Annotated in this window: 25 protein-coding genes; 9 read left to right on the top strand and 16 right to left on the bottom strand. The window is 36.9% G+C overall.

The features are described from left to right. Window positions 1-272 precede the first annotated feature (272 nt). From speB to JFU54_RS05100, 4 genes are all read right to left on the bottom strand, one after another. Entirely contained in the window at window positions 273-1,145 is an 873-nt protein-coding gene (gene speB / locus JFU54_RS05115; protein ID WP_002016350.1) for an agmatinase, read from the bottom strand. A 218-nt stretch (window positions 1,146-1,363) separates the two neighbouring features. Then, entirely contained in the window at window positions 1,364-2,191 is an 828-nt protein-coding gene (gene speE / locus JFU54_RS05110) for a polyamine aminopropyltransferase (RefSeq protein ID WP_201063848.1), read from the bottom strand. 186 nt (window positions 2,192-2,377) lie between these two features. Beyond that, window positions 2,378-3,541, bottom strand: coding sequence for an MFS transporter (locus JFU54_RS05105; protein ID WP_002016352.1), 1,164 nt, complete (start codon window positions 3,539-3,541; stop codon window positions 2,378-2,380). A gap of 5 nt (window positions 3,542-3,546) precedes the next feature. Continuing rightward, on the bottom strand, window positions 3,547-3,954 hold the full coding sequence (locus JFU54_RS05100) for a MerR family transcriptional regulator (protein WP_002016353.1): 408 nt from the start codon (window positions 3,952-3,954) through the stop codon (window positions 3,547-3,549). Window positions 3,955-4,104: 150 nt separating this feature from the next. Here JFU54_RS05100 and JFU54_RS05095 point away from each other — a divergent pair, with 150 nt between their 5' ends. Next, window positions 4,105-4,830 carry a glycerophosphodiester phosphodiesterase gene (locus JFU54_RS05095; RefSeq protein ID WP_061673825.1) on the top strand — a complete coding sequence of 242 codons (726 nt, stop codon included), beginning with the start codon at window positions 4,105-4,107 and terminating at the stop codon, window positions 4,828-4,830. A 100-nt stretch (window positions 4,831-4,930) separates the two neighbouring features. Continuing rightward, the gene (locus JFU54_RS05090) at window positions 4,931-6,982 is read left to right on the top strand and encodes a transglycosylase domain-containing protein (protein ID WP_088040486.1); all 2,052 of its coding nucleotides are present in this window, start codon (window positions 4,931-4,933) and stop codon (window positions 6,980-6,982) included. Between the two features lie 32 nt (window positions 6,983-7,014). Here the strand turns inward: JFU54_RS05090 and JFU54_RS05085 are convergent, their stop codons facing one another. Then, window positions 7,015-7,524: a YwhD family protein gene (locus tag JFU54_RS05085; RefSeq protein ID WP_002016357.1), complete on the bottom strand. Its 510-nt coding sequence runs from the start codon at window positions 7,522-7,524 to the stop codon at window positions 7,015-7,017. Window positions 7,525-7,549: 25 nt separating this feature from the next. Further along, window positions 7,550-8,224 carry a site-2 protease family protein gene (locus tag JFU54_RS05080; RefSeq protein WP_002016358.1) on the bottom strand — a complete coding sequence of 225 codons (675 nt, stop codon included), beginning with the start codon at window positions 8,222-8,224 and terminating at the stop codon, window positions 7,550-7,552. Between the two features lie 112 nt (window positions 8,225-8,336). On the opposite strand from JFU54_RS05080, the gene JFU54_RS05075 reads away from it, so the two are divergent. Next, the gene (locus JFU54_RS05075) at window positions 8,337-8,522 is read left to right on the top strand and encodes a 2-hydroxymuconate tautomerase (RefSeq protein ID WP_001147171.1); all 186 of its coding nucleotides are present in this window, start codon (window positions 8,337-8,339) and stop codon (window positions 8,520-8,522) included. A 39-nt stretch (window positions 8,523-8,561) separates the two neighbouring features. On the opposite strand, the gene JFU54_RS05070 is transcribed toward JFU54_RS05075, so the two are convergent. The 6 genes from JFU54_RS05070 to JFU54_RS05045 form a co-directional block, all read right to left on the bottom strand. Next, window positions 8,562-9,866, bottom strand: a complete 1,305-nt coding sequence (locus JFU54_RS05070) for an HD domain-containing protein (protein WP_002130105.1) — start codon at window positions 9,864-9,866, stop codon at window positions 8,562-8,564. A gap of 145 nt (window positions 9,867-10,011) precedes the next feature. Then, window positions 10,012-10,950 carry an ABC transporter substrate-binding protein gene (locus tag JFU54_RS05065; RefSeq protein WP_002138981.1) on the bottom strand — a complete coding sequence of 313 codons (939 nt, stop codon included), beginning with the start codon at window positions 10,948-10,950 and terminating at the stop codon, window positions 10,012-10,014. Window positions 10,951-11,151: 201 nt separating this feature from the next. Continuing rightward, window positions 11,152-11,964, bottom strand: a complete 813-nt coding sequence (locus JFU54_RS05060; RefSeq protein WP_000212073.1) for an ABC transporter ATP-binding protein — start codon at window positions 11,962-11,964, stop codon at window positions 11,152-11,154. 15 nt (window positions 11,965-11,979) lie between these two features. Next, window positions 11,980-12,996 carry a FecCD family ABC transporter permease gene (locus tag JFU54_RS05055; protein ID WP_060750525.1) on the bottom strand — a complete coding sequence of 339 codons (1,017 nt, stop codon included), beginning with the start codon at window positions 12,994-12,996 and terminating at the stop codon, window positions 11,980-11,982. Then, window positions 12,993-14,048, bottom strand: a complete 1,056-nt coding sequence (locus tag JFU54_RS05050; RefSeq protein ID WP_000388282.1) for a FecCD family ABC transporter permease — start codon at window positions 14,046-14,048, stop codon at window positions 12,993-12,995. The genes JFU54_RS05055 and JFU54_RS05050 overlap by 4 nt, the downstream gene beginning before the upstream one ends. A gap of 237 nt (window positions 14,049-14,285) precedes the next feature. Next, the gene (locus JFU54_RS05045; protein WP_000526075.1) at window positions 14,286-14,510 is read right to left on the bottom strand and encodes a YuzB family protein; all 225 of its coding nucleotides are present in this window, start codon (window positions 14,508-14,510) and stop codon (window positions 14,286-14,288) included. Between the two features lie 289 nt (window positions 14,511-14,799). On the opposite strand from JFU54_RS05045, the gene JFU54_RS05040 reads away from it, so the two are divergent. Together JFU54_RS05040 and lipL are read left to right on the top strand one after the other, a co-directional pair. Further along, complete coding sequence (locus JFU54_RS05040) at window positions 14,800-15,495, top strand: RsfA family transcriptional regulator (RefSeq protein WP_193652210.1); 696 nt, start codon at window positions 14,800-14,802, stop codon at window positions 15,493-15,495. Between the two features lie 127 nt (window positions 15,496-15,622). Beyond that, window positions 15,623-16,468 (top strand): octanoyl-[GcvH]:protein N-octanoyltransferase, encoded by an 846-nt coding sequence (gene lipL, locus JFU54_RS05035; protein WP_002130109.1) that lies wholly within the window; start codon window positions 15,623-15,625, stop codon window positions 16,466-16,468. 69 nt (window positions 16,469-16,537) lie between these two features. On the opposite strand, the gene pta is transcribed toward lipL, so the two are convergent. Then, window positions 16,538-17,509, bottom strand: a complete 972-nt coding sequence (pta, locus tag JFU54_RS05030) for a phosphate acetyltransferase (protein WP_000067219.1) — start codon at window positions 17,507-17,509, stop codon at window positions 16,538-16,540. 278 nt (window positions 17,510-17,787) lie between these two features. Here pta and hemQ point away from each other — a divergent pair, with 278 nt between their 5' ends. From hemQ to gerQ, 4 genes are all read left to right on the top strand, one after another. Continuing rightward, window positions 17,788-18,531, top strand: a complete 744-nt coding sequence (gene hemQ / locus JFU54_RS05025) for a hydrogen peroxide-dependent heme synthase (protein WP_201063847.1) — start codon at window positions 17,788-17,790, stop codon at window positions 18,529-18,531. Between the two features lie 195 nt (window positions 18,532-18,726). Further along, a complete protein-coding gene (locus tag JFU54_RS05020) occupies window positions 18,727-20,004 on the top strand; it encodes a serine hydrolase (RefSeq protein ID WP_201063846.1) in 1,278 nt (425 codons plus the stop codon). A gap of 174 nt (window positions 20,005-20,178) precedes the next feature. Further along, window positions 20,179-20,601: a cell wall hydrolase CwlJ gene (cwlJ, locus tag JFU54_RS05015; protein ID WP_060633005.1), complete on the top strand. Its 423-nt coding sequence runs from the start codon at window positions 20,179-20,181 to the stop codon at window positions 20,599-20,601. Between the two features lie 27 nt (window positions 20,602-20,628). Then, complete coding sequence (gerQ, locus tag JFU54_RS05010) at window positions 20,629-21,057, top strand: spore coat protein GerQ (RefSeq protein ID WP_060750530.1); 429 nt, start codon at window positions 20,629-20,631, stop codon at window positions 21,055-21,057. Window positions 21,058-21,088: 31 nt separating this feature from the next. Here gerQ and JFU54_RS05005 read toward each other — a convergent pair whose 3' ends face one another. The 3 genes from JFU54_RS05005 to JFU54_RS04995 form a co-directional block, all read right to left on the bottom strand. Continuing rightward, on the bottom strand, window positions 21,089-21,457 hold the full coding sequence (locus JFU54_RS05005; RefSeq protein WP_002016371.1) for a DUF423 domain-containing protein: 369 nt from the start codon (window positions 21,455-21,457) through the stop codon (window positions 21,089-21,091). Between the two features lie 63 nt (window positions 21,458-21,520). Beyond that, window positions 21,521-21,808: a YwdI family protein gene (locus tag JFU54_RS05000; RefSeq protein WP_201063845.1), complete on the bottom strand. Its 288-nt coding sequence runs from the start codon at window positions 21,806-21,808 to the stop codon at window positions 21,521-21,523. A 6-nt stretch (window positions 21,809-21,814) separates the two neighbouring features. Continuing rightward, window positions 21,815-22,807: a potassium channel family protein gene (locus JFU54_RS04995; protein WP_193652215.1), complete on the bottom strand. Its 993-nt coding sequence runs from the start codon at window positions 22,805-22,807 to the stop codon at window positions 21,815-21,817. Between the last annotated feature and the right edge of the window lie 92 nt (window positions 22,808-22,899).

Raw genomic sequence — 22,899 nt, 5'->3', positions numbered from 1 at the left:
AGAATAGCTCTTTTTTATGTCGCGTGACGGTAAGTGAAATTATATTGAACACAACTCCGCATATATCGACTTAACTACTAAATAAGACAATAATAACCTACCTATTAATAAAAGAAGCCGGCTCAAAACACTTTTTGAGTCGGCTTCACTTTTACTTTATCCAGCTACAGCGGCTAGAATGATCGGTGGCTTCGCTTCTTCCTTCGAGACAAAAAACGCCTCTACGTCTGAAGCTCCATCCCCCTCACATTCTGAGCGAGCTGCCTACGCTTTTATTTAACCCAACCGAGCAGCATTTCCCGCACGAATTTGCTTGCTGCGATTGGTGTTTGATCACTATGATCGTAGACTGGAGCTACTTCTACTAAGTCTGCTCCGACTACTTTTATATTTGAATTTGCAATTGCTACGATGGACTCTAATAGTTCTTTAGATGTGATACCTCCAGCTTCTAATGTTCCTGTTCCAGGAGCGTGAGCTGGGTCTAATACGTCGATGTCAATTGTGACATAGACTGGGCGTCCTGCAAGTTTCGGTAATACTTCCTTTAACGGTTCTAATACGTCAAATTTATATAAGTTCATACCTACTTCTTTTGCCCATTCGAATTCTTCCTTCATTCCAGAACGAATACCGAAAGAATATACGTTTTCCGGACCAATTAAATCGCACACTTTACGAATTGGTGTAGAGTGGGATAAAGGCTCTCCCTCATATGACTCACGTAAGTCAGTATGAGCATCCATATGGATGATTGCTAAATCCGGATATTTTTTTGCCATTGCCTTAAAAATTGGCCAAGACACTAAGTGCTCTCCGCCGAGACCTAGTGGAAACTTACCGGCATCTAATAGTTTTGTTACATATTCTTCAATCATGTCTATGCTACGCTGTGGATTCCCAAATGGTAATGGGATATCACCCGCATCAAAATATTTTACCTCTTCTAGTTCACGATCTAAATACGGACTATATTCTTCAAGACCGATTGATACTTCACGAATACGTGCAGGGCCAAAGCGAGATCCTGGACGGAAACTTACTGTCCAATCCATAGGCATCCCGTAAATAACTGCCTCTGACTCTTCAAAACTTGGATGACTTTTAATAAATACTTTACCTGAATAAGCTTCATCAAAACGCATATTCTTTTCCTCCTTATGTGGAACTTAAGGTATCCCAACCTTTCACTATTTCTCAAATTTGGAGCGCATTGCTCCTCTTTCTCGATTTACCTGGGCCTTCTTGTTATCACAAGAAGACTACTTCATTTGTAGCAGTGTAAGTAACTAGCATGTTCAAGCCTTCTAGACAAACACCTTAAATGAGTTACTTACACTTTATTTATTTCAATTTAACGCTCTTACTTAATTAAATCGCCAACAAATTTCGGTAATGCGAATGCTGCATTGTGTAATTCTTTTGTGTAATATTTCGTTTCGATTTCATGGAAACGCTCTTCACTTACTTCTAATGGATCATGTTTTTTAGATCCGATTGTGAACGTCCAAAGTCCACTTGGATACGTCGGAATGTTTGCTGTGTATAGACGAGTAGTTGGGAAAATCTCTTTTACGTCTTTAAACACAGTTGTAATTAGTTCTGGTGTAAACCAAGGGTTGTCCGTTTGAGCAACGAAAATACCATCTTCTTTTAACGCTTTAGAAATTCCAGCGTAGAAGCCTTTTGTAAATAGGTTTACTGCTGGGCCTACTGGCTCAGTAGAATCTACCATAATTACGTCATATTCATTTTCGCTTTCTGCGATGTGTAGGAAACCGTCTCCTACTTTTACTTCTACACGCTCATCATCTAATGCGCCTGCAATTGATGGTAAGTATTGTTTAGAGTACTCAATTACTTTTCCATCAATTTCAACAAGAGTTGCTTTCTTTACGCTTGGGTGTTTTAATACTTCACGAATAACACCACCATCGCCACCACCTACTACTAATACGTTTTCAGGGTTTGGATGTGTAAATAAAGGTACGTGCGCTACCATTTCATGATAAACGAACTCGTCCTTTTCTGTTGTCATAACCATGCCATCTAAAATAAGCATGTTTCCGAACTCTTCCGTTTCAACCATATCAAGTTTTTGGAATTCTGTTTGCTCCGTATGTAATGTGCGGTTAATACGCGCCGTAATTCCAAAATGCTTTGTTTGTTTTTCAGTGAACCATAGTTCCATCGTACAATCACGCCTTTCAATGCAAATTTATAATAGGGACATCATTAATGTCCCCTAACAAAAATAAAACAAAACATCCAAAAAGTATAGTTAAAAGTACAAAAATACCGAAAATATATTTTAGTCAGAGGGTTCTAACATATATGTGAAAAGGGATTGCTCTGTAATAGGAAAGAAAACCCTTTCTTAAGAAAGGGTTTTTGTCTCTATTTCTACCGGTTTACGAATCGGAATTAAGATCATTACGCAACCAACTAACACAACAATTCCACCGACTAAAAACGGACTTTGTGGTGAAACTGTATGACCGATGACCCCTGATAAAATTGGAGCAATCGCGCCTCCTAACCAACGAACGAAGTTATAAACACCTGATGTAACAGATCTTTCATAAGGTGAAATATCCATTACATAACTTGTAAATAACGCGTTATTTAAGCCTGATGCTAATCCTGATAGAACAATTAACACGATTTGTAACCACATGATTTTAACGAAGAATAGTGCAATTAAGAAAATCGCAAATACAAGTAAACTACCTTTTAACAATGTTTTTGGTTCATATTTACCTTCTAGCTTATGCGCTAAAATTGCTGATCCGTAAGCTAATGCTAATCCCCATCCGCAAAATACAAATCCTAATTGAATAGCAGATAAATGCATAATAAGTGGTGAATATGCTAACACGACGAAAAATCCGTAGTAATATAACATCCCAGAAATAGCACCTTGCATAAACGGTTTATACTTCACCAGGTTAAGTAATTCTCCTACGCCTGCCGCTTTACGCTTCACTTTTCGCTCCGGTTCTTTTACAAAAAAGAAAACTAAAATAAATGCTAAAGAAATTAAAATACTCGTCGCAAAAAATGGGTAACGCCAAGAATGTCCACCTAATATACCGCCTAATAAAGGTCCACCTGCCATCCCTAAACCGATAGCTGCTTCATATAATCCTACTGCTTCATGAACTTCTTTACTTAATGCAATTAATAATGTCATCGCCGTTGCGAAGAACATCGCATTTCCTAATCCCCACCCCGCGCGGAAAAGAGATAATTGAGCAATCGTTTGCGATATACCACATATAAATGCAAATACAGTTACAATCGCAAGACCGATCGTCATCATTCGTTTATCACCAAATCTTGATGCAAATATTCCAGCTGGTAACATCATAATTGCCATCGTTAAAATATATGCTGTAAATAACATCTCGACTTGCCAATGCGAAGCACCAATTTGTTCAGCAATACTTGGTAAAATTGGGTCGACTACTCCTATACCTGAAAAAGCAAGGAAGGTAGCCACCACTGTAATCAATCTCCCTAATTTTTGTTTGCTCTCCATTTTGATTACTCTCCTTTTGTATTCTCTAAAAATGTAACCGCACGGCTTAAACTATCCTCTAGCTCTGCCTTAACACGCTGCATTTGCTCCATTTTTTCGTCTAACGTTTGCACTTGTTTTTCAAGCATCTCTTTAATTTCTTGAATCACTTCACGGTCACGCGGATTCTCACTATTTCTTCTTTGTTCCATTCTTTCTTTTAAAGATAAGAAATGTTGCATTTCTTGAAGCGTAATTCCTAGTACTTCTTTCGCTTCCACAATCCTTTTAATTCTCGCAATGTCCTCGTCTGTATACAGGCGAATGTTCCCTTCACTGCGTTCTGGGGGATGAATTAAACCAATTTCCTCATAATAACGAAGTGTACGCTTTGTTAAACCAACTTGCTTTGTTACTTCATCAATTTTATACATGTGTATTCCTCCCTTCACCGATTATTACATTTTACGTTAACGTTAACTTTTGTGCAACTGTTATACTTTTGTAAATGTTTGTCATATGAATTGTATTTTTCTCAAAGCAGTTTCATAATGAAAGAAAAGAGATGATAAGGAGATTTTCACATGAATAAACCACTTATTTTCGCTCACCGCGGGGTAAAAGGAACACACCCAGAAAATACGATGATTGCCTTCCAAGAGGCTGAACGCATTAGTGCTCACGGAATTGAACTTGATGTTCATCTATCAAAAGATGGTGAACTAGTTGTTATTCATGATGAAACGGTGGACCGCACAACAAATGGCGTGGGACTTGTTTCTGAGAAAACTGTAGAGGAATTACAAGCTTTAGATGCTGGTAGCCATAAAGATCCTTCTTTCCATGAGGCGAAAATCCCAACATTACGAGAAGTATTTATTTGGCTCTCTACAACAAATTTACAACTTAACATTGAATTAAAAACAGATGTTCTTCATTATCCAAATATTGAAGAAAAAGTTGTTGCTCTTGTTCGTGAATATCATCTATCCAATCAAATTGTATTTTCATCATTTAACCACGATTCCGTTTCATTATTAGCAGAAATTGCTCCAGAAATTCCAAGAGCGATTTTGTACGATACACCACTTGCAGATCCTATTGCTGAAGCAAAAAAACATGGGGCAACTGGATTACATCCAAACTTTCAATTATTAACGAAAGAGTTTGTCCAATTAGCACAGGGGCAAGGATACGTTTTTCGTCCTTACACTATTAATGAATATAAAGATTTACAAACTATGATTGACTATGGTGTAGATGTCATCATTACCGATTGGCCAGCACGTGCCTTTGAGCTCCTTTCTTAATTGAAGGGGCTTTTTTGTTTTCAAAATTTCATTGTTTAAAATAAACGAAAACCCTCAATACTAATACAATAATGCTTGTATTAATGAGGGGCTGAAAAAGATGGATCAAACTATGAATCCAAAACTTAAAAAATATAAACGTCTTTTCTTCACCGTAATGTTTTCTTGTGTTCTTTTTTTCGTTTTTTCCTTTTTTATTATCATTATAGCTGCAAAAATTATGGGGCCTCCCCCTGTTGCAGTGCCGCAAACGAGTGTCTTTTACGCTAATGATGACACTGTTATAGGACAAAGTAATGAAACACAAAAGCGCTATAATGTATCTCTTGATGAAATTTCTCCTTATGTAAAAGAGGCAACACTATCTATTGAAGATCAACGATTCTACAAACATCATGGATTTGATATAAAGCGTATTGTTGGTGCCATTGTTGCCGATTTAAAAGCAATGGCAAAAGTACAAGGTGCTAGTACTATTACACAACAGTATGCTCGTAACCTATACTTAGATCATGATAAAACGTGGAAGCGTAAACTATTAGAGGCAATGTATACCGTTCGCCTTGAAGTGAACTATAATAAAAATCATATTTTAGAAGGATATTTAAATACAATTTATTACGGGCATGGTGCTTACGGAATCGAAGCTGCTTCTCGCCTGTATTTCGATAAAACTGCAAAAGAATTAACATTAGCGGAAGCTAGTATGCTCGCAGGCATTCCGAAAGGACCTAGCTTCTACTCTCCCTTTTTAAAAGAAGAGCGTGCTAAAGGGCGTCAATCTCTCATACTAGATGAAATGGTAGAACAAGGTTATATTACAAAACAGCAAGCTGCCTCGGCAAAAAAGGAACCGCTAACTTTCGCCTCATTAGATACGAAAAAAGTGGCAGAGGTCGCGCCTTATTTCCAAGATGCTGTACAAGCTTCTCTTCTTCGTGATATCGGATTAGATGAGCAAGCCTTGCAGCGAGGTGGCTTACGTATTTATACAACGCTAGACCCTAAATTACAATCTGTAGCAGAGCAAGCTGTAAAAAATCATATACCTGAAACAACAAACATCCAAACTGCCCTCGTCTCTATGAATCCAAAAACGGGTGAAGTGGCTGCCCTTGTTGGTGGAACTGATTATAATACGAGTCAATTTAACAGAGCTACACAAGCCACTCGTCAGCCCGGCTCTACATTTAAGCCATTTCTATATTATGCAGCCTTAGAACGAGGATTCACCCCTGCTACGCGCTTAAAAAGCGAATACACTGTATTCACTTTAGGTGACGGTGTTTCCAAATATAAACCGAAAAATTATAAAAACTATTATGCAGACGACTTTGTGACAATGGCACAAGCACTCGCTGTTTCTGATAACGTATATGCTGTGAAGACAAATCTATTTTTAGGCGAAGACATTCTTACAAAAACAGCGAAGCAATTCGGTATTACTAGCGCATTAAAAGATGTTCCGTCTCTTGCTCTCGGCACATCTCCTGTAAAACCAATTGAAATGGTCAATGCTTATAGCATGTTTGCAAACGGCGGGAAAGAAGTAAAACCAATCTTTATAAGGCGCATCGTTGATCATGAAGGAAATATGCTATACGATGCTCATTTAGAAAGTAAACAAGTTCTAGATAAAAGCAAAGCCTTTGTGATGGAAGAAATGATGGCAGGTATGTTTAATAAAAAACTAAGCAGTTATGCCGCTGTGACCGGTCAATCGATGTTATCAAAACTATCAAGAACATATGCTGGAAAGTCTGGTTCTACAGAAACTGATAGTTGGATGATTGGATTTACCCCGCAGCTCGTAACAGGGGTTTGGATTGGATACGATCAACCTAAATCCATTTCAAACGTAGCAGAACAAGGATACGCAAAAAAAATATGGACCGATACAATGGAAAAAGGATTAGATGGACAGCCTAAACAAGAGTTCAAACAACCAGCAGATGTTGTTGCAGTCGATGTTAATCCTGAAAACGGTAAGATTGCTACAAAAAATTGTCCCATTTCTGTGAAAATGTATTTCGCAAAAGGTACAGAGCCAACAGAGTATTGTATGGATCACGTTGATGATAAGGAAGAGTTCGAAAAGGTTAGTGAAGAGAAGAAAAAGACGGGTTGGTGGAAAAAATATCTCCCGTGGTAAAAAAATAGCTGACGGAAATCCGTCAGCTATTTTTATTCGCCTAATAATGCGTGGCGCAATTCTTCACTAGATTCGTTCCAAATTGCTTCATTATGCTCTTTTAAGAATGTACCAAGTACTTTTTTAGATGATTCATCCATATGATCAATCATGATGTGACGCTTTAGGGATTTATCCATTTTATTTACATGCTCTGGAAGTGATTTATATCCGCGGCGAATTTCACGATCAACTGTCATTTCACAGGCTGTTGCACCTGCGTAATAAGCACCGTTTGGTGTTCTTTCAATTGTTACCCAAACAAGCCAAAACGGTTTTCCGTTTGGAACTTCATCTTTATTTGTTAAAAACTTAATTCCTTTTTCTACTGTACTACGCGCATGCATCGCACCGATATCAACGAACGCAGTTTTCTCTAATACATCAACAAATACAGGAGAAATATTTTCTAAACTTAATGCCCCAACGCCAAAACCACCATGTCCATCTGTTGAATCATTTTTCACGATATTAAAACCGATTTTTTTCTTTTTCTCTGTCATATGTAAACTCCTCCTCGCTTAATGATTAAAAAAGCCTGAAAATAGGCGCAATGATATTTTGTAAAAATACTAATACATATGGAATAACAACATTGAAAATAGGTTGAATTGTGTAATTGCTAAGCGGTGTAATAACAAGAATTAATAACGCAATTGATCCATACTTTTCATACTGTGTCATTTTCGCACGAATATTTGCTGGTGCTAAATCTTCCACAACGCGATACCCATCAAGTGGCGGGATTGGTAATAAATTAAATACAAGTAAAACAATATTAAGCATAATAAAAATTTGGAAAAATTGATCCAGCGTATCTGCTACTGCAAGTGGCATCGCATCTAACACACCAAACGTTATTAAGCTATACCAAATAATTAAACCTATTGCACTTAAGATAAGATTACTTATCGGTCCCGCAATAGAAACTAATATTCCCGCAAGACGCGGTCTTTTAAAGTTATACGGATTAACAGGTACTGGTCTTGCCCAACCGAATCCAAGAATTAGTACAGCAATCATACCGATAGGATCTAAATGAGCCATCGGTGATAATGTTAAACGTCCTTGCTTTTTCGCTGTATCGTCTCCAAATTTATATGCAACATACGCATGTGCAAATTCATGCACAGATAGCGCAATAATAATCGCCATTGCTACCAATGGAATTTGTTGCAATGGGTATCTAAATAACTGATCCATAACTCATCTCCTCTTCCATATGTCAAAAAAAGAAATTATTTGTTTTTCCGATTGTTCTTCCTCATAATCCGCTATAATAAGAGTGTAACTTACATAAAAGGAGCGATTATACATGCCATACGTAACAGTGAAAATGCTAGAAGGACGCACAGAAGAACAAAAGAAAGCTCTTGCTGAGAAAGTAACAGCAGCAGTAAGCGAAACAACTGGTGCTCCTGAAGAAAACATCGTTGTTTTCATCGAAGAAATGTCTAAAAACCATTATGCAGTTGGCGGAAAACGCTTAAGCGACAAATAATTTCAAGTTTTTTCATAAGAAGCAGCTCTTTGCTGCTTCTTATTTCTTTCCTTCTAACAACTCGATAATTCTCTCTTTATATTTTCCTTTTCTTCCATCTTCATAGATTAAATCATGCGGATAGAATAGCTTTTGATCCGTTCGCTTCTTACCTGTAATCGCCTCAACAATATCCGATTCACGCGAAAGCTCTCTAAGTTCCCCGTTCGGCATAAGAAGTAAGATTGGCAGACGCTCTTCTTCTTCTCCTGCGCGGTAAAAGTCATACGGTAAATCCGATGTTGAATCCACAACTAAGTAATACTCTGGATCGAGTCCAATCTTTTTAAATAAGCTACTTAGCTCCATCCAATTATCTAAACCGTGCTTATCTGTAAACTCCACATATTTAAATAGATTTCGATTCATAAAACGACGGCATAAGTCACTTAAAATCGGATCTTCTTCCTCTTGCCATACTTGGAAGTAATAATACATTACGTTCTCGTCTAACTTTAAATAATCCTCTACTGTCACTTCTTCTTCAAATAAAGAATAGAAATGAACAGGATGATTTTTAAACGCATAATACTTCTCATGCAGTGATTTAGCTCGGTGTAAAATCTTCGTTAAAATTACTTCTGCACTACGTGTTACCGGATGAAAATATACTTGCCAATACATTTGATAACGGCTCATAATATAATGCTCTACAGCATGCATACCACTATTTTTAATGACAACTTGATTACCGTACGGGCGCATGACACGCAGTATACGTTCCATATCAAAGTTCCCATACTTTACACCAGTAAAATATGCATCTCTTAATAAATAATCCATACGATCGGCATCAATTTGGCTCGAAATCATACTAATCGCTAATTTATTAGTAGATGTTTTCGCAATTACATCTGCTACCTTTTGCGGGAAATCCTTATCCACACGGCTTAACACACGATTAATTTCCGTATCACCAACGATAATCTTTTGCGTAAATTTCTCATGATCTAACGAAAATACTTTTTCAAACGAGTGAGAAAATGGGCCGTGACCGACATCATGAAGTAATGACGCACATAAACATAACAATCTATCTTCAGCATTCCAGTTCGGTCTGCCATCAAACACATCATCAATCATACGACGAATAATTTCATATACACCTAACGAATGAGTAAAGCGACTATGCTCTGCACCGTGAAATGTAAAAAATGTCGTACCAAGCTGCTTAATACGGCGCAAGCGTTGAAATTCTTTCGTTCCGATTAAATCCCAAATAACGCGATCACGCACGTGTACATATTTATGTACTGGGTCTTTAAACACTTTTGTTTCGCTGAGTTTGTCGTTTAAATATACCACTTTCCGACATCCCCCTTTCTTTACTGCATTCTTACTATATATTATAAACGATATAGGAAACAGAAAGAAATGAAAGACTATATTAATTCCTGTTATATAAAGAAAAATCACCTTTACCAAAACAAAGGTGATTTTTCTTTATATATTATTTTCCTAAAATGAACTCAGTAACTTCGTCTAGGATCATTTCTTTACCTAGTGGGAAGTATCCTTTGTTTACATCTTCATTACTGATTGTAAATACATGGTTGTTTTTAACAGCGTTCATATTTTTCCAAATTGACTCTTCTTGGAATTCTTTTAGACGCTGAGAACCGTCACCAGTTGTAAATACGAATAAGTAATCTGGGTTGTAATCAATTAAAGCTTCTTTTTGTATTTGTACTAACGGTTTATCAGTTGGTGTACCTTTAACTGCTGGTAATTTTAAATCACCAAAGATTACGCTACCGTAACCGTAGTCACCGTATACACGGAATGCATTTGGATATGCAGCCATTTTCATGAATGTTGCATCGCCAGTTTTAGCAACGATTTTGTCATGTAATTTGCTTGCTTTTTCATCATACTTTTTGAACCATTCTTTTGTTTCTTTCTCTTTACCGAAGATTTGACCTACTTCTTCGAATTTTGGACGCCATTGGTCTAATGGAGTTTTTAACATAACTGTTGGTGCAATTTTAGATAATTGGTCATAAATCTTTTCTTGACGATTGTTTACAATAATTAAATCTGGTTTTGCAGCAGCCACTGCTTCGATGTTAATTTTATCGCCCCACGCAGAACCAACCGGTTTTACATCTTTCAATTTCTTCTCAATATGTGAATCAATTTTTTCTTGTGTTGTATTTGCAGTAATAATCGGTTTCATACCGAAAATTAATAATTCTTCTGTTGAACCACTAAGGTCAGCAATTTTCTTTGGATTTGCAGGAATTTTAATTTCCCCTTTTGCGTGTTGTACAGTGCGCTCTTCAGTTTTCGCATCTGCTTTCTTTTCTTCTTCTTTGTTAGAACAAGCTGCAAATAGTACAGAAGTAACAACTAGTACCATTGCTAATAGTGCCATTTTAAAATTCTTCATATTCCGACTCCTTCTAGCTGTATTTCTCTTATAATTTGCATGTAACTATAAGAAACGAAACAACATTTAATTAATATATTTTTATTAATTGTTGTTTATAACCCGTTCTAACGGGCGTTCAACTTCCCATCCGTGGGTAAGAAGCTCAACGTCCATTAGAACTCCCCCTCTCACCTCTTTAAGAGGGGGAAATTCTATTAATTATGCTTTTTTACGCAATTGATTATTAATCATCGCTAAATCGTATGTTAAACAAATTGGTTTACAGTTTACTGGACATGGAACGATTTGCGCTTCAATCTCAAATACGTTACGAAGTGTTTCACTCGTCATAACTTCATCTGGCGTTCCTTGTTTCATTAACTTACCTGCTTTTAATGCAATCATATGATCAGAGAAACGAGAAGCATGATTTAAATCGTGAATAACCATAACAATCGTTCTGCCTTCTTCTTTGTTTAACTTCTTCAGTAAGTTTAATACCTCAAGTTGATGAGCCATATCTAAGTATGTTGTTGGTTCATCTAACACAAGTAAATCTGTTCCTTGCGCAAGAGCCATCGCAATCCATACACGTTGACGTTGACCACCTGATAAAGCTTCTGCTGGACGATTTGCGAATTCTGTCATCCCCGTCACTTCAAGTGCCCAATGAATGTAGCGATAATCCTCTTCTTTCAACGTTCCAAATCCTTTTTGATGAGGAAAACGTCCATATGAAACAAGTTCAAACACAGTAAGGCCTGTTGGCACTTCTGCAGTTTGTGGTAAAATCGCCATTTTCTTTGCGATTTCTTTCGTTGGCTGTTTCTCAATTGCTTTTCCATCAAGATAAACAGTACCTCGTTTTGCTTTCAAAATACGAGAAGCCGTTTTTAATAATGTGGATTTCCCACAACCATTTGGTCCAATAATCGTTGTAATTTGTCCTTCCGGAATTTCAACTGTTAATCCATCTATAATTAACCCTTCATTATACCCAACAGATACCGCATCAACTGCTAAAGTTGCCATACAAAAAGCCTCCCTTTATTTTGTCCTCATAAGTAAATATATGAAATATGGTGCGCCAATTACAGAAATAACAAGACCGACCGGTATTTCTGAAGTTGGTAACACACTTCTTGAAATTACATCTGCAAATAAAAGCAAGAACGTTCCTATTAATGCAGCCGTTGGTAACATAATTTGATGTTTACCACCAACGAGGCGTCTCGCTAAATGCGGAGCCATTAAACCGATAAAACCAATGCCTCCCGCCACCGCAACAGATGCACCAGCTAAACAAACTGCAATAAATAATAATTTACGTCTTTCCTTTTCTACGTTTACACCAAGGCCAACTGCTGTAGAGTCGCCTAAATTCATTACATTTAATATGTGCGCTTTACTAATGGCAAGTGGTAAGAAAATAATCATCCATGGGAGTACACTTAGTACGAACTTCCAATCTGTTCCCCATAAACTTCCTGCCAACCAAATCGTTGCAAAACGGAAGTCGTTAGATGTCATCTTCATAGAGAAAATTAAACTAACCGCACCAAATCCGGCTGCAACAGCGATACCAACAAGAATTAATCGAGTTGATGAAACACCGTCTTTCCATGCTAGTAAATAAATAATAACCGCTGCTAATATCGCACCAACTAACGCGAAGAATGGAAGGATAAATACAGATAAAAATGTACCAGTTCCAACTTTTCCAAAGAAAAAGTAGACGAATACAACAACTGTTAATCCCGCTCCGGCGTTAATACCTATAATACCTGGATCAGCAAGTGGGTTTCGTGATAGCCCTTGCAAAATTGCACCTGACATAGCTAATGCAGAACCAACTAATATAGCAATAACCATACGCGGCATACGAAATTCAAATAAAATAACAGATTGATCTTCTGCACCCAATCCAACTAGTGACTTTAATACATCTATTGGAGGAATTTTAAATGTTCCTGTATTTAAACTTATTAAAAATACACCAACAATTAATCCTACTAAAATCGTTAAAATAGAAACGTTCTTTTTTGTTAAGACGCTCGTCCTCACATCTTTCCTCTCCCTTCATTACGTGCTAAGTAGAGGAAGAATGGCACCCCAATTAGCGCTGTAATTGCTCCAATTGGCGTTTCAAATGGTGGATTAATAACGCGAGATAACATATCTGCACATTCAATTAGCAATCCACCTAAGACCGCAGAACATGGAATAACCCATCTATAATCTGAGCCTACAAGGAAACGAGTCATATGCGGAATTACAAGTCCAACAAATCCAACTGATCCTGCCATAGAAACCGCAGAACCTGTTAATACAAGAACAAGTACTGTTCCGATAAATTTAATTAATGTCGTATTTTGACCAAGTCCAATCGCAATTTCTTCACCAAAGCTTAAAATTGTGATATATCTCGACATCATAATTGCTATAATGAGACAAACAAGACCAATCGGTACTAACATATTAATACTTTGCCATTTCACTCCGGCAACACCGCCTGCATTCCACATACTTACCTCTTGGGCAAGGTTGAAATACAATGCAATTCCAGATGAAATTGCCCCTAATAAAGCACTAATTGCTGCACCTGCTAAAGCTAATTTTACAGGCGTTAATCCACCTGGTGAAGAAGACCCAATACCATATACAATGCTCGCTCCAAACGCAGCTCCAATAAAAGATGCGATAACAAACATTAAATAAGGTGAATTAGGGAAGAATGCATACATAATTGCAATTCCGAATACAGCACCATCTGTAATCCCCATTAACGATGGAGATGCAAGTGGATTTCGTGTCATACCTTGCATAATTGCACCTGATACCGCTAAAAAAGCACCTGCAACTACGCCCCCTATTGCTCTAGGCATGCGAAGTTCTTGAATTACGTTATGGTGCGTTATGGAACCATCAAACTGAAATACAGCTTGCCAAACGGTCTTTAAACTAATATCTGCTGCACCAAACGAAATAGAAACTGCCATACTTAAAGCTAACAAAATTGTGCCTGCTATTAAAATAATAGAAGCAACGAGCGGTCTGCTCTTAATCTCTTTAACATTCACATCTTGCTGTTCTATACTCCTTGCGCTCGCTTCCATCCCTCAACCATCCTAACCAACAACATATATTTAATAAAATGAAATTTATTCTCAAATAATAATAAAAAAATTAGGTGAATTGACCTTTTTCATGATAATGATTATCAGAATCAGACACTTTCTATTCTACCTACCACGTCAAAAGACTGTCAACCATTATTTTGAAATACGAATTCATACAAAACGCTATCTTATGGACATAAAAAAAGAAGAGTAATCTGTTCACTCTTCTTTTTCTTACTTATTTAATTTTGCTTCAATTTTTACAATTAATTCGTCTTCTGTTGGAGCCGCAACTGGACGATTATTTACAAACGCGAATGATTTTTTACGACCAGGGCCACAGTAAGACTGACATGCAACCTCAATCGTTGCACATGAATCTACTTTTTTTAACTTCGGAATCAACGTTTTAACGTTCGTTGCCTGACAATCATCACACACACGAAATTCGTTTCCCATTATATATAACACTTCCTCTATTTTAAACTTTTCACAAGTACATTTAAAAATAAACACTAAATGGTATTTTACCGCTCTTTGAAGCTTGTTGCAAGTCCCCGGGCGTAGCTCTATTCCTATATAAAGCTACCTATTTTTTATATTTTCTCCTTCAAAAGCTTTCATCATTCATAGCCATATTTCTTCTCTTCATTGAAATCTACCATATTTTTAAAAGCTTTGTATAAAAGCTCATTTTTTTGCCCATTATAAAAATAGGAAGTTCATAAAAAGAAAGGGAGTTGAATCTATGAAAGTAAGACAAGATGCTTGGACAGACGAGGACGATTTATTACTTGCTGAAACGGTGCTTCGCCATGTTCGAGAAGGAAGTACTCAATTAAATGCTTTTGAAGAAGTAGGAGATCAGTTAAATCGCACATCTGCTGCTTGTGGTTTCCGCTGGAATGCTGTTGTTCGCTATAGCTATGAACAAGCTCTTCAACTAGCAAAAAAACATCGTAAAGATAAAATGCGTGCTGCGGGCGGTGAACAGACAAAAAAACGTTTGCTTTACACACCACCAGCTTCAGCGGCGTCGATAACTGATTATGAAGAACACGTACCGTATGAAACAGCTGTTCAATATACAGAAGCTACTCCATATCAAAAGCCGACTGTCCCTGCTCCAAAAAGCTCAATAACAATGCAAGATGTTATTTACTTTTTACAAACAGTTGGATCTTCAAATATAAAAGTAACAGCTCTTGAAAACGAGAATACGAGATTGAAACAAGAAATTAAAACGCAAATCCTGCGAAATGAAGAACTAGAAAAGAAACTAGAAAAATTAGAACAACAATCTCATACTGTACAAGAGGATTACGAAACACTTATGAATATTATGAACCGTGCTCGTAAATTAGCAGTAATGGATGATGAGGAACGCTCACAAACATCTTTCCGCATGGATCGAAACGGTAACTTAGAAAAAATTGCAGAATAAAAAGGATGCATGCAATGCATCCTTTTTATTCTTTCACCTCTAAACTCCCCTTTATATATGAGAAAACCCCTTTCTACATTTTTTGCTATAATAGAGATTGTCATTTTAAAAATAAGGGGTTAGTTATATGAGCAATTCCCGTTCGATTTTATCTCAGCCAGAGTGGCGTATTGTAGATCAGTCTAGTTTAGGACCAACTTTCCATGCACTTCAGTCATTCGCAATGGATGACACGTTATGCACAAGTATTGGAAATGGTCTATCCGCTGCAACAATGCGCTCTTGGGTTCATCACAATACAATTGTTCTTGGCATTCAAGATTCACGCCTACCACATTTAGAAGAAGGTATTTCCTTTTTAAAAGAAAACGACTTCAATGTTATCGTTCGTAATTCTGGTGGACTTGCTGTCGTACTTGATGAAGGTGTTTTAAACGTATCACTTTTATTCCAAGAAACAGAAAAGGGTATCGATATCGACCTTGGATACGATACGATGTGGCATTTAATTAAGGAAATGTTAAAAGATTACGATGTTACTATCGAAGCAAAAGAAATTGTTGGTTCTTATTGTCCTGGTAGCTACGATTTGAGCATTCGCGATCAAAAATTTGCTGGTATTTCTCAGCGTCGTATTCGCGGAGGCGTTGCTGTACAAATTTACTTATGTGCGACAGGAAGCGGATCTGAGCGTGCCGCACTCGTTCGTGATTTTTACAACGTAGCAATTCAAGGCGAAGAAACAAGATTTACGTATCCCGAAATTGTACCGAGTACGATGGCTTCACTATCTGAATTACTTGGCGAAACAATTACAGTGCAAGATTTAATGATGCGCCTTTTAAAAACGTTGCAACAATTCGCGCCAAAGTTAACACCATCTCAGCTAACAGTAGATGAAGTTCCTTTATATGAGACGAATTTACAACGTATTATTGACCGTAATAATAAGGCACTTGGTTTAGAAAAATAGAACCCAAAAAGACCACCCTCATTTCAAAAGAAATAGGATGGTCTTTTTTCATATTAATTCGTTATAGAATTAAAGTGCTTGAGCTGCTGTAATTAAAGCTAACTTGTACACTTCTTCTTCGTTACATCCACGAGACAGATCATTTACAGGCATATTTAAACCTTGTAAGATTGGTCCTACTGCTTCGAAGTTACCTAAGCGTTGAGCGATTTTGTAGCCGATATTACCAGCTTCTAAGCTTGGGAATACGAATACGTTAGCATCACCTTTAATTGTAGAACCTGGAGCTTTCTTCTCAGCTACAGATGGTACGAATGCAGCATCGAATTGGAATTCTCCATCTAAAGTTAATTCAGGAGCCATTTCTTTTGCAATGCGAGTTGCTTCTACAACTTTTTCTGTTTCTGGAGATTTCGCAGAACCTTTTGTAGAGAAGCTTAACATAGCAACGCGTGGGTCAATACCGAATAGTTCAGCAGTTTTCGCACTTTCGATACCAATTTCAGCTAAATCTTGGCTGTTTGGTGCAATGTTAATTGCGCAATCAGCGAATACATACTTCTCTTCTTCACGTACCATGATGAATACGCCTGAAGTTTTTGTAACGCCTGGTTTTGTTTTAATAATTTGAAGTGCTGGACGAACTGTATCAGCTGTAGAGTGAGCTGCACCACTTACTAAACCTTGTGCTTTGCCCATGTATACAAGCATCGTACCGAAGTAGTTTTCGTCTTTAAGGATTTTGCGAGCATCTTCTTCTGTTGCTTTACCTTTACGGCGTTCAACGAAAGATGCTACCATTGCATCCATTTCTTCGTATGTAGCTGGGTCATAAATATCAACGCCTGCTAATGTTAAGTTCATGCTAGCTGCTTTTGCGCTAATTTCTTCTTTATTACCAACTAAGATTGGTTTTACTAACTCTTCTTTTGCTAAACGCTCTGCAGCGCCTAAAATTCTTTCATCAGTTCCTTCAGGAAGTACGATAGAAATGCCTTTTCCTTGAACTTTTTCTTTTACTGTTGTAAATAAGTTGCTCACGAATAAACCCTCCTACATATGTTAAAAAACTCTATCTTTAAGAATACTGCTTTTCCTCTATATTTTAAACTTATAGCTCCCAAAAAATAGATAAAATGAAAATGATTATATTTTCATAAAATTCAGCATAGAAATAAAGCCTCTTTAAGCCTTATCTCCTCCTATTTTCAAGTAAATTTAAATGTGACAATTTTATGCGCTGAAACTTTATGTAGATGTTTTTAATCCTATATATGCTATAGTTAACGTGTAAAATATCATTAACTGAGGTGAATAGAATGAGTGAAGCAACAACAACGTTAGATGGCTGGTATTGTTTACATGATTTACGTTCTATTGATTGGGCAGCATGGAAAACATTATCTAGTGACGAACGCGGACAAGCAGTGTCTGAATTTTTAAATGTCGTTGAAAAATGGAACGAAGTAACTACTGCAAAAAAAGGCAGTCATGCAATGTATACAGTTGTTGGTCAAAAAGCAGATATTATGCTTATGATCTTACGTCCAACAATGGAAGAGTTAAATGAAATCGAAACAGAATTAAATAAAACAACATTAGCTGAATATTTAGTTCCTGCATATTCTTACGTATCTGTTGTTGAACTAAGCAACTACCTTCCAGCTGATGAAGATCCATACCAAAACCCACAAATCTTAGCTCGCTTATATCCTGAGTTACCAAAAGCAAATCATATTTGCTTCTATCCAATGGACAAGCGTCGCCAAGGTGATGACAACTGGTACATGCTTCCTATGGAAGAACGTAAAAAAATGATGTACAGTCACAGTAAAATCGGTCGCCAATACGCAGGGAAAGTACGCCAAGTAATTTCAGGATCAGTCGGATTCGACGATTTCGAGTGGGGCGTAACATTATTCGCTGACGATGTTCTTCAATTTAAGAAGCTTATATATGAAATGCGCTTCGATGAAGTAAGTGCCCGTTACGGTGAATTCGGTACATTCTTCGTTGGGAACATTTTACCAGACGAAAAAGTAGAGAAATTTTTACACATATAATAATGAAAAAGGAACGAATTTCGTTCCTTTTTTTATTATCCTCTATATTTACCCACAAAAAACTTCTTTTCTCTGCAAATTTGAACAAAAATCGACAAATTCTTTTCAATTTCCTTACAAAATTGTAACCTTTCTATATCCAAATTTATGCTAAAATGATACGAGCTATATGCTAATAACGATGCGAAGGTGATAATGTATATGAAGAAAATCTTGTCTATTTTACTATTGTCTCTATTGTCAATTTCTTCCTTAGGAGTAACAACATCCCATGCAGAAGAAAAAATACATATAGAGGCAGCTGCTGCACTGCTATTTGATGCGGATACAGGAAAAATACTGCATGAACAAAATCCAGATGAATTACTAGCTATCGCTAGTATGTCAAAATTAATTGTTATTTATGCCGTATTAGAAACAATTAAAGAAGGAAAAATCACTTGGGATACGAAAGTAACTATTTCTGATTACGCTTATGAAGTTTCACGTAATAATGAATTCTCTAACGTGCCGTTCGAAAAAGGACGTCAATATACTGTAAGAGAATTATACCATTCTATCGTTATCTTCTCTGCAAATGGATCTAGTATTGCTTTAGCAGAATTACTTGCAGGAAGTGAAAAGAACTTCTTAAATCTCGCAAATGAACATGCGAAAAAACTAGGGTTAAAGAAATATAAATTTGTAAACGCTACTGGGTTAAATAACGCTGATTTAAAAGGAAAACATCCTGAAGGAACTGATCCGAATGGAGAAAACTCCATGTCAGCTCGCGATATGGGTATTCTTTCAAAAACAATTATTACAAAGTATCCAGAAATGCTAGAGGATACAAAACAAAGATTTAGAAACTTCCCAGATAATCATCCAAAACCAATTCGTATGGAAAATTGGAACTGGATGTTACCAGGTGCTGCTTTCTCTTATGAAGGAGCAGATGGTTTAAAAACAGGAAGTTCCGATACAGCTGGGTATGGTTTTACCATTACAGCAAAACGCGGTGATTTACGTCTTATATCTGTTATTATTAAAACGAAATCAATGGACGAACGTTTCACAGAATCTCGCGCATTAATTGAATATGGATTTAATAACTTCGAAAAACAGAAATTAAAAATAGATAAAAACAACAAAATTTCTGTAGTAAAAGGAAAAGAAGACTACGTAACAGTTGCACCAGAAAAAGAAGTGACAGTAGTTACTGCAAAGGGTAGCAAATCACCTTACAAAATTTCTACTGAAGCAGATAAATCACTTGCTGAAGATGGGCATTTAGTTGCTCCTATTAAGAAAGATGCAAAGGTAGGTTCAATCGTCTTAGAAGCAACTGATAAATATGGTTTCTTAGACGGAAATAAAAGTATAAAAGTTACTGCAAAAACGAATGAAGAAGTAGAAAAAGCAAATTGGTTCGTGTTAACAATACGCTCCGTTGGTGATTTCTTCTCAAACTTATGGTCTAAAGTATTTTAATGAAAAAAGCTAGCCTACGCTAGCTTTTTTTCATTCCCTCACAAAATGTAAAACTTCGTTTGGTTGTCATATCTGCGTCCTTTTTCTCATACGTATGAACTAGTAATTGTTCCACACTTCATCTAGAAATAAACCTCTTTCCAAAAGGTATTCCAAAAAGAGAGGTGACACATAATGGGTGTTATCGCGCATACAGAAGAAGACGTAAAGTTGTTAGCTAGACTCATGCGTGCCGAAGCTGAAGGAGAAGGTCAACAAGGCATGCTAATGGTTGGAAATGTCGGTGTAAATCGTGTCCTCGGAAATTGTTTAGATTTTAAAAAAGTACGGAACTTACGTCAGATGGTTTATCAAAATCCTGGTGGTTTTGAGGCTACCCAAAAGGGATATTTTTATCAACGAGCACGAGAACAAGACATTGCCTTAGCAAGGCGGACTATTCAAGGACAACGTTTTTGGCCTGCAAATTTCGCTTTATGGTTTTTCAGACCTGAAGGTCCTTGCCCACCAACTTGGTATGATCAACAAAACTCTGGACGATTTAAAAAACATTGCTTCTTCCAGCCATCTGCTGGAGACTGTCCAAGCGTATATTAAGGAATGAAAATGAGGAGGGATTTTTGAATGGCACAGCAACAAAATCCGTACTACGGAACAGGTTTTTATCAACCATCTGGAACTTACGTACAACCGCAACAGATGAACCCACAACAGCAGCAACAGCAACAAGCAATGCAACAACAAGCTGCTCAGGCTCAATTGGCAGTTTCTCAAGGTATGTTGCCACTAGAGCAATCGTATATTGAAAACATCCTTCGTTTAAACAAAGGTAAACCAGCTACAGTTGTAATGACTTATGAACGTGGTAGCTCGCTCGGTACACAATCTTATACAGGGATCATCGAGGCAGCTGGCCGTGATCATATCGTAATTAGTGAGCCGAAATCTGGAAAACGCTTTTTACTACTAATGATTTATTTAGATTATGTAGAATTCCCAGGAGAAATTACGTATTTACCTGGTCAACAAGCGACTTATGCTCCAAGACCATAAAAAAAAGCTGGCAAATGCCAGCTTTTGTTTTTTATAACCCTTTTACAACTGCAGTTCCGACTAAAATCCACGCCACAATAAACGCCACACCACCAAGGGGTGTAATTGGGCCAAAGAATTTAATACCTGTTGTACTTAAAGCATAAAGGCTACCTGAGAACATAATAATCCCAGCTACCATAAGCCAACCAGCAGTACTTAAAAGTGATGATTGCATTTTGTCCATTAATAAAGCAACTACGAATAAGCCACCTGCATGAAACATTTGATATGTAACGCCCGTCTTCCAAACCTCTAACATTTTTGCAGAAATTTTATTTTCTAAACCATGTGCTCCAAAAGCCCCTAATGCAACAGATAGCCCCGCTGCAATACAACCTAGTAAAAAGAAAATTTTCATCTTAATTCCCCTTTTTATTTTTATCATAAGCAATTTTCACATATAATCCAAACGATTTAATCCTTAAAAATCAAATAAAGATTTACCATTTGCACCTTCTTCTTTTACATGCACAGGTTCTCCAGAAACTGGCATAACCGGTTGAACTGTTGTTATAGGCTGAGATCCGATTATTTGTGATTGAACTTGTGGTTCTCTATACGTAGAAGGCTCAACTTGTTCATCTAATAATAAATCACATAATGCACGCACAACTAATAAATGCTCTTTTGATTGTTGTCCTGCACTACTTTTTGCCTTTGCAATTTCATTCGCCATTTTATTTAAAATCTTATCGCTAGATACTTGCATTCCTTGTCACCTCTTACTTTGTAGTTCTTTCTCAAATTGTCCCAGTTTCTCTACTGAACCAAATACTATTATCATATCATGTTCTTGTAATTTTTCCTGCCCTGTTGGATTGTGGATAATATTCCCATCTCTTAAAATCGCCAAAATCGTTACATCAAATTGATTTCTTACATTGCTCTCTAGTAACGATTTACTAACTAAGATAGAATCTTTACCAACTTGAATTTCTTCAATTACAAATGATTGGTCTATTCCATACAACACTGTATCAATATAATGAACTGTCAACGGATTCGCAATACCTTTCGCTATATGAATTCCCGCCATACTAGATGGATTAACAACCTTATTTGCACCAGCGCGTCGTAATTTCTCCTCTGTTTCTGGCTTTTCAGCTCTTGCTACTATTTTAATTGCATCATTAAGCCCTCTTGCCGTTAATGTAATAAATACATTCTCAGCATCGTTTGCTACGATGGCAACTAGACCAGCTGCCTTTGAAATTCCAGCATTATGTAGCACTTGATCTTCAGTTGCATCCCCATGTACATATAAAAGTTTTTCCTGTTCGAATATACTTTCATCTTTATCCACAACTACAAATGGGATTTTCTTTTCCTGTAATTCATGCACAACTTGAAGCCCTACTCTTCCGCAACCACATACTATAATATGCTTTTGTAACTGTGCTATTTGTTTATCCATCTTCTTCCTCCGCACCGCATGAAATAAGTTACCCTCAATGATCATAGCTGCTACTACCCCCATTGCATACGTAACGATACCGACGCCAACAGGTATAATAAGGAGCGCAAAAAATTTTCCTGCCTGTGTTACAGGCACTACATCACCATATCCAACCGTTAATACAGTAATCATCGTCATCCAGAATGCTTGAAACAAGCTAATCTCTTCAATTGTCATAAATCCTAGCGTTCCTAGAATTACAACAAAGGTCATACATATAACTGCTATCCATAATTGCTTACGTGCATTCATATTATATTTCAACTCTTTTCTCTATCTACAATCTTTGCCAAAGGAAATGAAATACCTATATACTAGAAACGGAATCTATGAAAGAGGTTGAT

It is taken from the genome of Bacillus sp. TH19 (assembly GCF_016651075.1).
In the GTDB taxonomy this organism is placed as follows: domain Bacteria; phylum Bacillota; class Bacilli; order Bacillales; family Bacillaceae_G; genus Bacillus_A; species Bacillus_A mycoides.
Note: the sequence above shows the minus strand (reverse complement) of the source record. Positions and strands in the feature narration are given on the sequence as shown.